We start from the raw sequence: 12581 nt of genomic DNA on the forward strand, positions 1-12581 counted from the left end.
CTCCCTCAAACGCGCTCGAAGACAACGGCGATGCCTTGGCCGCCACCGATGCACATGGTGGCCAGGGCGTAGCGGCCCTGGATGCGCTGCAGTTCATGGATGGCCTTGGTGGCGATGATCGCGCCAGTGGCGCCTACCGGGTGGCCCAGGGAAATGCCCGAGCCGTTGGGGTTGACCTTTTCCGGGTCGAAGCCCAACTCGCGGGCCACGGCGCAGGCCTGGGCGGCGAAAGCTTCGTTGGACTCGATCACGTCCAGGTCCTGCAGCTTCAGGCCGGTCTTTTCCAGCACCTTGCGGGTGGCCGGGATCGGCCCAAGGCCCATCAATTCGGGCTCGACACCGGCGTGGGCATAACCCACCAGGCGTGCCAGCGGCTTCAGGCCCAGGCGGCGCACCGCGTCACCAGTGGCCAGCACCAGGCCGGCGGCGCCATCGTTGATACCGCTGGCGTTGCCGGCGGTAACGGTGCCGTCTTTCTTGAACACCGGCTTCATGCCGGCCAGTTGTTCGGCGGTGACATCGCCACGTACGTGTTCGTCGACACTGAACTGCACACTGCCTTTGCGGGTTTTCAGCTCCAGCGGCACGATCTGGCTGTCGAAGCGGCCTTCGGCAATGGCACGGGCGGCGCGGCGCTGGCTGGTCAGGGCCAGTTCGTCCTGCATTTCGCGGGTGATGCCGTGCTTGGCCGAGACGTTTTCGGCGGTGATGCCCATGTGGAAGTGCTGGAACGGGTCATGCAGTACGCCGACGGTGTAGTCGATGCCTTGCAAGTCACCCATGCGCGCCCCCCAGCGGGCCTGTGGCAACAGGTACGGGCCACGGCTCATGGATTCGGCGCCGGCCGCCACGGCCACCTCGGTGTCGCCCAACAGCAAGCCTTGGGCTGCCGAGACGATGGCCTGCAGGCCAGAGCCGCACAGGCGATTGACGTTGAATGCCGGGGTTTCCTTGGGGATGCCGGCGTTCATTGCCGCTACCCGCGCAAGGTACGCGTCACGTGGTTCGGTAGGGATCACCGTGCCCATCACCAGGTGGCCGACTTGCTCGGCGGCAAGGCCCGAACGCTCGATGGCGGCGCGGGTCACGGCACTGGCCAGGTCGGCCAGCGGCAGGTCCTTGAGGGAACCGCCGAAGCCACCAATGGCTGAACGGACGGCACTGACGACGTAGATTTCTGCGCTGCTCATAGGGGCTCCGATTGCGAAGGCATGGCGGGACTGGGCCAGGCTCTGCGAGAATGGCCGACGATATCCCGGAGTGGGTCCGAGTCTAGGCAAAGGCTCTGTGGCAGCCTATGCCGGATCTGTTCAAACAACCTGGCACTTTTTGCCACTCAGCATAGACAGCGAAAACCACCATGCGCGATAGCGATTCGGTCGCCGTGTACTTCCTCAACGCCATGCTCCATGCCCTGCGCGACAGCCCCGCCGAGCGCGACGCTCAGCTGCTGGCGGTGGGCATCGCCCCGCAATTGCTCGACCAGCCCCAGGCACGGGTGCCGGCCAAGGCGTTCGCCCAGCTATGGCTGGCGTTGATCCAGCGCCTGGACGATGAATTTTTCCGCCTCGACAGCCATGGCATGCCGCTGGGCAGTTTTGCCCTGATCTGCCGGGGCTTGATCCTCGAACCGAACCTGGAAAAGGCCTTGCGCCAGTGCATGGGCGGTTTCGGCCTGTTCCTGCGTGATTTGCAGGGCAGCCTGACCGTACGTGGCGGGCGGGCGCTGATCAGTGTGCAGTCGAACATTGCCGACCCGCTGACTCGGGTGTATGCCGAGGAAACCTACCTGGTGCTGATGATCGGCATGCTGTGCTGGCTGGCCGGGCGGCGGATCGCCATCGATCGCACCGAGCTGGCCGAGTTACGCCCGGCCCAGGAGGACGACCTGCTGCTGTGGGGGCCAGACCTGCGCCTGGGCAGCGGGCGCACCGAGGTGGAGTTCGACAGCGCCTATCTGCGCCTGCCAGTGGTGCAGGACCTGGCGGCCTTGAAGACCTTTCTGCGCAGTGCGCCGCAGGGGCTGGTGATCCGTTTTCGCAACCAGAACGGCCTGGTGGCCGAGGTGTACCGGCACCTGCGGGCCCTGCGCTATGGGCAGTGGCCGACGTTGACGGCCCTGGCGCAACAGCAGGGGATCAGTGCCAGTACGTTCCGCCGGCAGTTGGAGCGGGAGGGGCGGTCCTATCAGCAGATCAAGGATGAGGTGCGCCGGGCGATGGCCTTCGAGCGGTTGCGCGAAGGCGAGCTGAGCATTGCCGAAATTGCCGAGCAAGCGGGGTTTCAAGAGCCCAGCGCGTTTCACCGGGCATTCAAGAAGTGGACCGGCCACAGCCCCGGCAGCTATCGGGCGCGGTTGGCCGGTACAGGCAATCAATGAATGATCAGGCCGGCACCATGGCAAACCCGACCCCGAAGCGGTTCCAGGCATTGATGGTGGCAATCGCCAAGGTCAGGTTCGCCACTTCGGCCGGCTCGAAGTGCTCCTGCAAGGCTTCATATTGCCCCTGCGGCGCGCCGTGCTCAGGCAGGCGGGTCAGGCTTTCGACCCAGGCCAGCGCCGCACGTTCACGCGGGGTGAAGTAAGCGGTTTCGCGCCACACGCACAAGGTCTGCAAACGTGCCTCGGTTTCACCCGCCTTGCGCGCATCGTTGGCATGCAGGTTGACGCAGTAGGCGCAGCCGTTGATCTGCGAAGCGCGCAGGCGTACCAGCTCCAGCAACGAACTCTCAAGGCCACTCTTGGCCAGGGCTTGCTCCAGGCCGACCATGGCTTTGTAGGCCTCGGGTGCGTGTTTGGCCCATTCGATACGGTTGTGCATGGCAGTCTCCAAAAGGTGCGGGGTGGTAATGGCGCTACTGTAGCGCCGACCATTGGCCACCCCGATAGCCAATCGTTCGCATGATCAGGAGGCCAATCGCCTATTCAGCTGGCCACTGACACGCATCCAATCTCTTTATTTCTGCCGGGCCAGCCAAGCCGGGATAATGGCCAGGTCTTGCTACAAGAGAAAAGATCCACCATGAGAGCTGCCTTGAACCTGTTGCTGGTGATTTTGCTGGCGCTGAACTTGCGGCCGATTCTGACCAGTATCGGCCCGTTACTCGAACCCATGCGCGCCAGCACCGGCCTGGGCTACCAGCAGGCCGCCTTGCTGACGGCATTACCGGTGCTGTGCATGGGCCTGGTGCCGTTGCTGCAACCGTGGCTGCGACGCTGGGTCAGCGAACATGGCGGTATGCTCGGGGGCCTGGCCGCGATTGCCCTGGCCTGCCTGTGGCGCCTGCAGCTGGACAGTGCCTGGGCGCTGATCGCCAGTGCGGTGGTCGCCGGCCTGGGCGTGGCAGTGGTGCAGGGCATGATGCCGGGCCTGGTCAACCGCTGGTTCCCCGGGCGTTTGGCTGGGGCGATGGGCTTGTATTCGGCCGCGCTGATGAGCGGCGGCGGCCTGGCTGCAGTGCTCGGGCCACACATCAGCGGCCATTTCGGTCACTGGCAAGCCGGCCTGGGCCTGTGGGCGATCCCGGCAGTGCTGGCGGTGCTGGCCTGGGCCGTGCTGCGGCCGCGCCAGGAAGCGCCGAAGTTGGCGGGGGCTACTGGCGGGCATTGGTTCGGCACCCGCCGGGCGTGGTTGCTGGCCCTGTACTTCGGCCTGATCAACGGCGGCTACACCAGCATGGTGGCCTGGTTGCCGGCTTACCACACCGAGCACGGCGGCAGCGCCCAGGGCGGTGCCGATCTGGTGGGCCTGATGACCGTGTTCCAGGTGGCAGGTGCGCTCGGCCTGCCGCTGCTGTTGCGGCGTTGGGCCGACCGGCGCCCAGGCCTGTGGCTGGCGCTGGCAATCCAGCTGGCGGGATTCCTCGGCCTGCTGCTGGTACCTACGCAGGCTTCGGGGCTGTGGGTAGCCATGATCGGTTTTGGACTGGGCGCCTGCTTCAGCCAAAGCCTGACGCTGACCCTGGAGCACCTGAAAACGCCTGCCGAGGCGGGCAGCCTGGCGGCGTTCGTGCAGGGCATCGGCTTTATCATCACCGGTATCGTGCCGTACATCACCGGCTGGCTGCGTGATGTCAGTGGCGACTTCCAGGCTTCGTGGACACTGCTGACCGTGACTGTTCTGGCAATGTTGCTGGTGACCGTGTGCTTCAACCCGCGTGGCTATGCGGCGGCCATCGCCCGCCCGGCGGTAGTGGGCAAGGCCGCACCGGTCAACTGAGGCGTTGCAGGGTATCGCGCACTCTGTCCAGTGCTGGGTCGATGTCCAGCAATTCGATGGCGCCGAAGCCCAGCAATAGCCCAGGGCGCAACGGCGCTTCGCTGAAGAACGGCGCCAGCGAATACAGGCCGACCTCCACCTTGCGTGCGAGGTTGGCCAGCAACTCCACATCCACCCCGGGTGAGGCCAGGGCACTGAGGTGGAAGCCGGCGCTGGCGGGGATGGCGCTGAACCAGGGTGCCAGGTCGCCGCCCAGGCGTGCCAGGATACGCTCACGGCGGGCACTGTAGACTTCGTGGCAGCGGCGGATGTGCTTGTTCAGGTGGCCTTCGCCCAGAAAGCGCGCCAGCGCCCACTGCAGCAAGGTCGGGCTGTGCCAATCGCTGAGGTGCTTGGCCACGCAAGCGGCCTGCAACACGGCGGGTGGCAACACGGCATAGCCCAGCCTCAGCTCGGGCAGCAAGGTCTTGGAAAAAGTCCCCACATAAGCCACCAGGCCATGGCGGTCGAGGCGCTTGAGTGCATCCGAGGCCGGCCCGTGGTAACGGAATTCGCAGTCGTAATCGTCTTCGATGATCAGTGCGCCCAGCTCGGCAGCCCGTGCCAGCAGGGCGTGCCGGCGTGGCTCGCTCATCGGCATGCCGAGTGGGAACTGGTGCGAGGGCGTCACGTAGATCAGCCGGGTGCCGTCGGCGATCTGCTCCACGCACAGGCCTTCTCCATCCACCGGAACCGACTGCAGCCGTGCACCCAGGGCCAGAAACAGTTGCCGTGCCGGCGGGTATCCGGGGTCTTCCATCGCCACCTGGCAGCCTGGCTCGACCAGCACCCGGGCGATCAGGTCCAGTGCCTGCTGGGCGCCGTTGCACACCAGCAGGTCGGCTGCGCTGCAGTGCACACCGCGCGCGTAGGCGATGTGGTGGGCAATGGCTTCGCGCAGCTCCGGCAGGCCCTGGGCCGGAAATTGTCGCTCGGGGTGGCGCTGGCTACGGCGCAGCGCGTAGTTCAGGCAACTGCGCCACTGGTCAAACGGGAACTGCGCCTTGCTCGAAGCACCGCCGACGAAGTCATAGCGCGAGGGTGCGTGCAGCTGGCGTTGGCCGAGCACGGTGGCGCGTTGCTGCCAGCGCTCGAGGGAGGCGGCGCCGGCCAGGGGGATGGTGTCTGCTTCGTTATTGCGCAGCGGATGGCGCGGGGTGACGAAGGTGCCACGGCCGACCACGCCGCTGAGCAGGTTGTCGTAGGTTAGCCGTGAATAGGCTTCGGCCACGGTCTTGCGCGAGACGCCCAGTTGTTCTGCCAGCAGGCGGGTAGGTGGCAGTTGGGTGCCGGCGGCCAAGTGGCCGCTGTCGATACCGTCGCGCAATTGCTGGTAAAGCTGATCGGCCAGGCCTTTGCGGCCCTCCAGACGAATGTGCAGTTCCATGGGGCGGTCCAGAGCAGGGGAGTGCTCAGGATAGCGGATCAGGGGTGTGCGCAATATCTGCAGGCACGGCTGCATGCCGATACTCAGAGCCGAGCGGTGCTTACGGTGATAAAGCCTTTGTCCGCCAGCGCAATGCGTATCACTGTCTCGTCCGCCGGTGCCTTGCGGCTGCGCTTGATGCGCACGCCATCCACCGCGGCAGCTTTCAGATGCTCTGTGATGGCTCGCCCGTTCGGGTCGAAGAACACTTCGCTGGCCAGCAACTCGATACGTTCGACCAGTTGCCGGGAGTGTTCGTCGGTGGCGCAGAAGAACATCACCCCCGACAGGTGAGGGTCTTCATCGGGGTTGCTGATGTCGTGGGCCAGCATTTCACGCAGGCTGCTGCGCAGTGCGGCAATGGAGCGGGCGTACAGGTGCATACGGAGCCTCCTCTGGATCGCGACCTTGCGTTGTCCAGTGCCGATCTTGTTTTCTGCGCGCAGTGGCAGCAAGTAAGACGCTTCCTATAACTTTGTGGGAAATTTCTGAGGATGCTGGAAGGCCACCGCTGACTGGCGGGAGGCAGGTGTCTGCGGCACAATTCGGCGTCTGATACCCGCCTTGCCGAGGATTGCCATGAACAGCCATTTCCAGCCCGTCGACCTGAAAAAGGCCTATCGCCTGTTGAACCACGGCCCGACAGTGCTGGTTTCGGCCAGCCACGAGGGGGTAGACAACGTCATGGCAGCTGCCTGGGCTTGTGCCCTGGACTTCGACCCGCCCAAGGTAACCGTGGTGCTCGACAAGATCGCCCGCACCCGGCAGTTGGTGGAGGGCAGTGGCTGGTTCGTGATCCAGGTGCCGACCGCTGCGCAGGCGCAACTGACCCACCAGGTGGGGACCCGCAGCCTGTTCGACCAGCCCGACAAACTGGCCAGCATCGGTGTGCAGCTGGCGAGGGTCGAAGGGCATGCGGCGCCATTGGTGCAAGGCTGCTCGGCGTGGTTGATGTGCCGAGTGATCGACGAACCGCATAACCAGAACACCTATGACTTGTTCATAGGCGAAGTGGTGGCCGCCTGGGCGGATGACCGGGTGTTCCGGGATGGGCACTGGGCCTATGAAAGTGCCGACCCGCAGTGGCGCAGCCTGCACTACGTCGCGGGTGGGCATTTTTATGCGATTGGCGAGGCGGTGGTGGTTGAGCCGCAGTAACACCTGTGTTGGCTTCTTCGCGGGCATGCCCGCTCCAACCGCATAGCAACAGGCTGTAAGGCCCCAGAAGAGGTTGGCACGGAACTCAGAGCGCGGCAGCCCCAGCCTTGGCCACCTGGGCATCCTGCTCGGACTTGACCCCGGACACGCCAATCGCGCCTACCACCTGGCCTTCCACCCGCAGCGGCACGCCGCCTTCCAGGCTGGTCAGCAGCGGCGCGGTCACGAAAGCAGTACGGCCGCTATTGACCATCTCTTCATAATCCCGCGTCTCCTTGCGCCCCAATGCGGCAGTGCGCGCCTTTTCCATTGCGATGTAAGCACTGGCGGGCGCGCAGCCGTCCAGGCGCTCCAGGGCCAGCGGATGGCCGCCGTCGTCGACCACGGCGATGGTCACGTTCCATTGCTGCGCCTGGGCTTCCTGGCGCGCGGCGCTCAGTACGCGGGCAATTTCGGCCTGGCCGATCACGAACTTGCTATGCATGGGGGGTCTCCGGGTTCAAGGCTGCTTCGACGATTTCGATCCAGTGCCGCACAGGCGTGCGCCCAGCCCCGTCGAGGTGGGCCTGGCAGCCGATGTTGGCCGTGGCGATGACTTGCGGTTTGCCGCTTTCCAGCGCATTCAGGCGATTGTCGCGCAGTTGCAGCGACAATTCAGGCTGGGTCAGCGAATAAGTGCCCGCCGAGCCGCAGCACAGGTGGCCGTCGGGCACCGAGGTCAGGGTAAAGCCCAGCCGCGTCAGCAATGCTTCTACCGCACCGCCCAGTTTCAGGGCGTGCTGCAGTGTACATGGGCAGTGGAAGGCCAGACGCTGTTCGGCGCAAAGGCTCAGTTGCTCGACGGGTTCATCGCGCAAAACTTCTACCAGGTCGCGGGACAGTGCGCTGACCCGCGCGGCCTTGGCAGCGTAGTGAGGGTCTTTTTCCAGCAGGTGGCCGTAGTCGCGGACAAATGCGCCGCAGCCACTGGCAGTTTGTACGATCGCCTCGGCACCTGCTTCGATGGCGGGCCACCAGGCGTCGATATTGCGCTGTGCCCGCTGCAGGCCCTGCTCCTGAGCATTCAGGTGATAGTCCACCGCGCCACAGCAACCGGCCTGCTGGATCGGTTGCACGCTGATGCCCAGGCGGTCGAGCAGCCGCGCAGCCGCGGCGTTGGTATTGGGTGACAGGGTTGGTTGCACGCAACCTTCCAGCATCAGCACCCGGCGTGCATGGCGTGGCGCGGGGCGGTCGCCGGGTGGCGTGATGCGGGCCGGCAGCTTGCGTTTGAGCGTGGCCGGCAGCAGCGGGCGCAGCGCCTGGCCGCTGCGGGTCAGGGCTTTGAACAATGCCGGGCGCGGCACTACCGCACGCAGGCCCTGGCGCAGCAGGCGCTGGCCGAGCGGGCGCGGCACCTGCTGCTCGACCACCGCCCGGCCAATGTCCAGCAGGTCGTGGTACTTCACCCCGGATGGGCAGGTGGTTTCGCAGTTGCGGCAGGTCAGGCAGCGGTCCAGGTGCAACTGGGTGCTGGCGGTGACCGGCTTGCCTTCGAGCACCTGCTTGATCAGGTAGATACGCCCGCGCGGGCCGTCCAGTTCATCGCCTAGCAACTGGTAAGTGGGGCAGGTGGCGGTGCAGAAGCCGCAGTGCACGCAGGATCGCAGGATGCTTTCGGCTTCTTCGGCGCGGGCCAGGCGGCGGGCTGTTTCGCTGAGGTTGGTTTGCATGGTCTGGCCTCACAGGTCCGGGTACAGGCGACCGGGGTTGAACACCCCCTGGGGGTCGAGCTGCTGCTTGAGGGCGCGGTGGTAGCGCATCAGGGCGGCGGACAGCGGCGGGCTGCTGGCTGCACCGGGGGCATAGCAGGTGGCGTGGCCGCCCACCTTGGCGACCTGGTCGCGAATGGCCTGAACCGGTGCGCCGGTTGTGAGCCAGCGCTGGGCGCCACCCCAGTCGATCAGCTGTTGGCCGGGCAGGTCCAGCTCGCCGCAGGCGTTGGGTACGGACAGGCGCCACAGCGGAGCGGCGCCGGCAAAAAATGGCAGCCGTTGTTCGCGCAGGTCGCTCCAGAACCGGTTGTGGAGTGTTTCGCCACCCAGGCGCCGGTACGCCGACTGCACCGAGCCTTCGCCGCCTTCCAGGCGCAGGTACAGTGCTTCGCCGTCATGGCAGGCGGCGCTGATCGGTAGCGGTTGCTGCCCCCATTCGGCCAGCTCCGCCAGGGCTTCATGGCGGCTCATCGGCAGGCGCAGGCCAAGGCATTGACGTGGGCGTGGCAGCACTTTCAGCGACACTTCGGTCAGCAGCCCCAGGCAGCCGAAGCTGCCCGCCATCAGGCGTGATACATCGTAACCGGCCACGTTCTTCATCACCTCGCCGCCAAAGCGCAACAGCTTGCCGTGGCCGGTGATCACGCGGGTGCCAAGCACATAGTCACGCACCGACCCGGCCCACGGCCGCCGTGGGCCAGACAACCCGGCCGCGACCATCCCTCCCAGCGTGGCTTCCGGGCCCAGGTGCGGTGGTTCGCAGGGCAGCATCTGGCCGGCTTCGTGCAGGGCCGCCTCGATTTCGCGCAGCGGCGTGCCGGCGCGGGCGGTGAGCACCAGTTCGGTCGGATCGTAGCTGACGATGCCGCGGTGGCTGCGGGTATCGAGCACTTCACCGGCCACTGGGTTGCCGAGCATCGCCTTGCTGTTGCTGCCCTGGATACGCAGTGGCGTGCGTTGGTTCAGCGCCTGGTTTACCTGTTCCAGCAGTGCCTGGCTCATGTCGCGGTCCATGCTCATCAGAAACGCTCCAGTTCGGGGAAGGGCAGCTGCCCATGGTGCACATGCATGGCGCCGAATTCGGCGCAGCGGTGCAAGGTGGGAATGTTCTTGCCGGGGTTGAGCAGGCCCTGCGGGTCGAAGGCGGCCTTCACCGCGTGGAACAGGGTGATTTCGTCGCTGTTGAACTGCGCGCACATCTGGTTGATCTTCTCGCGGCCCACGCCATGTTCACCGGTGATGCTGCCGCCCACTGCCACGCACAGTTCGAGGATCTTGCCGCCGATGGCTTCGGCACGCTCCAGCTCGCCGGGGCGGTTGGCATCGAACAGGATCAGCGGATGCATGTTGCCGTCGCCGGCATGGAACACATTGGCCACGCGCAGGCCGTATTCAGCGGACAGGTCACTGATACCCTTGAGCACCCGGGGCAGTTCGCGGCGCGGGATGGTGCCGTCCATGCAGTAGTAGTCCGGGGAGATGCGCCCTACCGCTGGAAAGGCGTTCTTGCGCCCGGCCCAGAAGCGCACGCGCTCGGCTTCGTCGCAGGCCAGGCGCACCTCGCGGGCCCCGGCATGCGTCAGTACGTCGGCGACCCGCGCGCAGTCGTCGTGTACGTCGGCCTCCACGCCATCCAGCTCGCACAGCAGGATCGCCGCCGCGTCCACCGGGTAGCCAGCGTGGATGAAGTCCTCGGCGGCGCGGATCGCCAGGTTGTCCATCATCTCCAGGCCGCCGGGGATGATGCCGGCCGCGATGATGTCGGCGACTGCCCGGCCGGCGTCCTCGACGCTGTCGAAACTGGCCAGTAGCACTCGCGCCACCTGGGGCTTGGGTAGCAGCTTGACGGTAACTTCGGTGACGATACCCAGCATGCCTTCGGAGCCGGTGAACAGCGCCAGCAGGTCGAAACCTGGGCTGTCCAGGGCATCGCTGCCGAGGGTCAGGTGCTCGCCCTCGATCGTGAGGATTTCCACCTTGAGCAGGTTGTGCACGGTCAGGCCGTACTTGAGGCAGTGCACGCCACCGGCATTTTCGGCGACGTTGCCACCGATGGAGCAGGCTATTTGCGAGGAGGGGTCTGGTGCGTAGTACATACCATGAGGTGCGGCGGCCTGGGAGATGGCCAGGTTGCGCACGCCCGGCTGCACACGGGCGTAGCGACCCTGCGGGTTCACCTCAAGGATACGATTGAAGCGCGCCATCACCAGCAGGATGCCCTTCGCCAGCGGCAGGGCACCGCCCGACAGGCCGGTACCGGCGCCTCGGGCGACCACCGGTACGCCACGTTGGTGGCACAGTTTCAGTAGTGTTTGCACCTGCTCCAGGCGCTCGGGCAGCACCACCAGCAGTGGCACGGTGCGGTAGGCCGACAGGCCGTCGCATTCGTAGGGTTTGAGGTCTTCTTCGCGGTGCAGGATTTCGAGGTCTGGCAGGGCATCGCGCAGCGCCTGCAACAGGTCAGCCTGGTTCACGTTGGGCAACGCGCCATCGACGCGCTCGTCGTACAGGATATTCATCGGCTCACTCGGCAACGGTTTTTGTTGTTGTTGGCAAAGCGATCACCCTGCCAGCGTGCGCGTGCCGGCGGCTGTAGTCGAGTGCGGCAGGTACTGGTCCTACCAGTTTTTCTGCCAGGCTGTGGCTATTACCGGCTTTGTCCGGCTAGATTGAAGCCAGTGATGCAACTGGTCCTACCAGTAGGGGCGTTGAGATGGGTACTGAAGGCAAGGCCAAGGTCGCCGATCAGGTCGCCGAACGGGTCGAACGGTTGATCGTCGAAGGCGTACTGAAGGTGGGCCAGGCGCTGCCGTCCGAGCGGCGGCTGGTGGAAAAACTAGGCTGTTCGCGCTCGGCTCTGCGGGAGGGCCTGCGCATCCTGCGTGGGCGCGGCATCATCGACACCGAGCAAGGGCGTGGCTCGTTCGTCGCCGACCTGACGGGGCAGGTGGGGAGCACGCCGTTGATGCACCTGTTCAGCTCGCAACCGCGCACGTTGTTCGACTTGCTGGAGGTGCGGGCGTTGCTGGAGGCGGAGTCGGCGCGGCTGGCGGCTTTGCGCGCCACCGAGGTCGACCGTTTGCTGATCCGTCGGCGCTACGAAGAAATGCTGGCTGCCCATGAAACCGCGCAGGCGCTCGATGCTCGCGAGCATGCCCACCGTGACCATGCCTTTCACCGGGCGATCAGCGAGGCGTCGCATAACCCGGTGCTGGTGCATACCCTGCAATCGCTCAGTGACCTGACCCTGAGTACTGTGTTCGCTTCGGTCAACAACCTGTACTGCCGGCCTGCGCAGAAACGCCAGATCGATCGCCAGCATGCACGGTTGTATCACGCAGTGATGGAGCAACTGCCGGAGCAGGCTCAGCGGGCCGCACGCGAGCACATCAACGGGATACGTGACAGTTTGCGAGAGATAGAGCAGGAAGAGCAGCGCTTGGTCAGGGCGACCATGCGCATGGATGGCTGGGGTTGAATTGTAACCCCGCACCGGCCTGTTCGCGGACAATGCCGAGCACAGGCCGGTACAGGTTCACTCAATGGTCAGCCACAGGGTCATCCTGAGACAGGATTGCCCTGGCCAACTCTTCATCATTGGCTTGCAGCCCTGGGTGGTCCTTGCGGGCCTGTTCCAAAGCCGACTCCACATAGGCGCCGCGGATGGCACCGCCGCTGGCGACGAACGCAGAAAGCTCGTCACGGGCCGGGATGATCCGTTTGTCATCCTTGAAGGTCGAATACAGCGAGGCGGAAACACCGGCCGAGGTGGCGACGTCGCCCGCATCGACGCGGGCCAGGGCAGCACCGGCAGGCAGCAGGAGCAGCAGCGCAGGGGCGAGGAATAGGTGGCGCATGTCGTGTTCTCCAGTAGCGTGAAGCACAGGGAAATAAACCACTCAGTGTTTAAGAGAGCAGGTGAGTGCGGGTAGTTCCCTTTCCTGGCTGGAATGACGAGAGGGGCAGGTACAGCGCAGGGCTCGA

The 12581-nt window shown here is 65.4% G+C and carries 13 protein-coding genes; 4 read left to right on the forward strand and 9 right to left on the reverse strand.

All coding sequences use genetic code 11. The features are described from left to right. Window positions 1-5: 5 nt before the first annotated feature. Window positions 6-1190, reverse strand: a complete 1185-nt coding sequence (locus tag ACNQP3_RS10705; RefSeq protein ID WP_060493391.1) for an acetyl-CoA C-acyltransferase family protein — start codon at window positions 1188-1190, stop codon at window positions 6-8. Window positions 1191-1360: 170 nt separating this feature from the next. Here ACNQP3_RS10705 and ACNQP3_RS10710 point away from each other — a divergent pair, with 170 nt between their 5' ends. Next, window positions 1361-2380 carry an AraC family transcriptional regulator gene (locus ACNQP3_RS10710; protein ID WP_012271800.1) on the forward strand — a complete coding sequence of 340 codons (1020 nt, stop codon included), beginning with the start codon at window positions 1361-1363 and terminating at the stop codon, window positions 2378-2380. A gap of 4 nt (window positions 2381-2384) precedes the next feature. On the opposite strand, the gene ACNQP3_RS10715 is transcribed toward ACNQP3_RS10710, so the two are convergent. Then, complete coding sequence (locus ACNQP3_RS10715; protein WP_012271801.1) at window positions 2385-2822, reverse strand: carboxymuconolactone decarboxylase family protein; 438 nt, start codon at window positions 2820-2822, stop codon at window positions 2385-2387. A gap of 201 nt (window positions 2823-3023) precedes the next feature. Here ACNQP3_RS10715 and ACNQP3_RS10720 point away from each other — a divergent pair, with 201 nt between their 5' ends. Next, a complete protein-coding gene (locus ACNQP3_RS10720; RefSeq protein WP_060515632.1) occupies window positions 3024-4220 on the forward strand; it encodes a CynX/NimT family MFS transporter in 1197 nt (398 codons plus the stop codon). On the opposite strand, the gene ACNQP3_RS10725 is transcribed toward ACNQP3_RS10720, so the two are convergent. Together ACNQP3_RS10725 and ACNQP3_RS10730 are read right to left on the reverse strand one after the other, a co-directional pair. Continuing rightward, window positions 4213-5646, reverse strand: a complete 1434-nt coding sequence (locus tag ACNQP3_RS10725) for a PLP-dependent aminotransferase family protein (RefSeq protein WP_041166468.1) — start codon at window positions 5644-5646, stop codon at window positions 4213-4215. The genes ACNQP3_RS10720 and ACNQP3_RS10725 overlap by 8 nt on opposite strands. Before the next feature lie 83 nt (window positions 5647-5729). Next, the gene (locus tag ACNQP3_RS10730) at window positions 5730-6068 is read right to left on the reverse strand and encodes a hypothetical protein (protein WP_060493388.1); all 339 of its coding nucleotides are present in this window, start codon (window positions 6066-6068) and stop codon (window positions 5730-5732) included. Between the two features lie 196 nt (window positions 6069-6264). On the opposite strand from ACNQP3_RS10730, the gene ACNQP3_RS10735 reads away from it, so the two are divergent. Then, complete coding sequence (locus tag ACNQP3_RS10735) at window positions 6265-6843, forward strand: flavin reductase family protein (RefSeq protein ID WP_012271805.1); 579 nt, start codon at window positions 6265-6267, stop codon at window positions 6841-6843. Window positions 6844-6928: 85 nt separating this feature from the next. Here the strand turns inward: ACNQP3_RS10735 and ACNQP3_RS10740 are convergent, their stop codons facing one another. The 4 genes from ACNQP3_RS10740 to glcD are packed head-to-tail and all read right to left on the reverse strand — an operon-like array spanning window position 6929 to window position 11116. Then, window positions 6929-7327, reverse strand: coding sequence for a heme-binding protein (locus ACNQP3_RS10740; RefSeq protein WP_012271806.1), 399 nt, complete (start codon window positions 7325-7327; stop codon window positions 6929-6931). Beyond that, a complete protein-coding gene (glcF, locus tag ACNQP3_RS10745) occupies window positions 7320-8555 on the reverse strand; it encodes a glycolate oxidase subunit GlcF (protein WP_264317004.1) in 1236 nt (411 codons plus the stop codon). The genes ACNQP3_RS10740 and glcF overlap by 8 nt, the downstream gene beginning before the upstream one ends. A gap of 9 nt (window positions 8556-8564) precedes the next feature. Further along, entirely contained in the window at window positions 8565-9617 is a 1053-nt protein-coding gene (gene glcE, locus ACNQP3_RS10750; protein ID WP_012271808.1) for a glycolate oxidase subunit GlcE, read from the reverse strand. Continuing rightward, complete coding sequence (gene glcD, locus ACNQP3_RS10755) at window positions 9617-11116, reverse strand: glycolate oxidase subunit GlcD (protein ID WP_060493383.1); 1500 nt, start codon at window positions 11114-11116, stop codon at window positions 9617-9619. Before glcD ends, glcE begins: the two co-directional genes overlap by 1 nt. A 194-nt stretch (window positions 11117-11310) precedes the next feature. On the opposite strand from glcD, the gene glcC reads away from it, so the two are divergent. Then, window positions 11311-12075, forward strand: coding sequence for a transcriptional regulator GlcC (gene glcC, locus ACNQP3_RS10760; protein ID WP_012271810.1), 765 nt, complete (start codon window positions 11311-11313; stop codon window positions 12073-12075). Window positions 12076-12136: 61 nt separating this feature from the next. On the opposite strand, the gene ACNQP3_RS10765 is transcribed toward glcC, so the two are convergent. Further along, window positions 12137-12454, reverse strand: coding sequence for a DUF2388 domain-containing protein (locus ACNQP3_RS10765; protein ID WP_012271811.1), 318 nt, complete (start codon window positions 12452-12454; stop codon window positions 12137-12139). Between the last annotated feature and the right edge of the window lie 127 nt (window positions 12455-12581).

Source organism: Pseudomonas sp. LFS074, assembly GCF_047978165.1.
GTDB classification, from domain to species: domain Bacteria; phylum Pseudomonadota; class Gammaproteobacteria; order Pseudomonadales; family Pseudomonadaceae; genus Aquipseudomonas; species Aquipseudomonas putida_P.

Excerpts from the sequence above, each read along its gene's own strand:
- ACNQP3_RS10730 (WP_060493388.1), bottom strand. The coding sequence starts at position 6,068 with ATGCACCTGTACGCCCGCTCCATTGCCGCACTGCGCAGCAGCCTGCGT.
- ACNQP3_RS10715 (WP_012271801.1), bottom strand. The coding sequence starts at position 2,822 with ATGCACAACCGTATCGAATGGGCCAAACACGCACCCGAGGCCTACAAA.
- ACNQP3_RS10705 (WP_060493391.1), bottom strand. The coding sequence starts at position 1,190 with ATGAGCAGCGCAGAAATCTACGTCGTCAGTGCCGTCCGTTCAGCCATT.
- glcF (WP_264317004.1), bottom strand. The coding sequence starts at position 8,555 with ATGCAAACCAACCTCAGCGAAACAGCCCGCCGCCTGGCCCGCGCCGAA.
- ACNQP3_RS10710 (WP_012271800.1), top strand. The coding sequence starts at position 1,361 with ATGCGCGATAGCGATTCGGTCGCCGTGTACTTCCTCAACGCCATGCTC.
- glcE (WP_012271808.1), bottom strand. The coding sequence starts at position 9,617 with ATGAGCATGGACCGCGACATGAGCCAGGCACTGCTGGAACAGGTAAAC.
- ACNQP3_RS10725 (WP_041166468.1), bottom strand. The coding sequence starts at position 5,646 with ATGGAACTGCACATTCGTCTGGAGGGCCGCAAAGGCCTGGCCGATCAG.
- ACNQP3_RS10765 (WP_012271811.1), bottom strand. The coding sequence starts at position 12,454 with ATGCGCCACCTATTCCTCGCCCCTGCGCTGCTGCTCCTGCTGCCTGCC.
- ACNQP3_RS10735 (WP_012271805.1), top strand. The coding sequence starts at position 6,265 with ATGAACAGCCATTTCCAGCCCGTCGACCTGAAAAAGGCCTATCGCCTG.
- ACNQP3_RS10720 (WP_060515632.1), top strand. The coding sequence starts at position 3,024 with ATGAGAGCTGCCTTGAACCTGTTGCTGGTGATTTTGCTGGCGCTGAAC.
- glcC (WP_012271810.1), top strand. The coding sequence starts at position 11,311 with ATGGGTACTGAAGGCAAGGCCAAGGTCGCCGATCAGGTCGCCGAACGG.
- ACNQP3_RS10740 (WP_012271806.1), bottom strand. The coding sequence starts at position 7,327 with ATGCATAGCAAGTTCGTGATCGGCCAGGCCGAAATTGCCCGCGTACTG.
- glcD (WP_060493383.1), bottom strand. The coding sequence starts at position 11,116 with ATGAATATCCTGTACGACGAGCGCGTCGATGGCGCGTTGCCCAACGTG.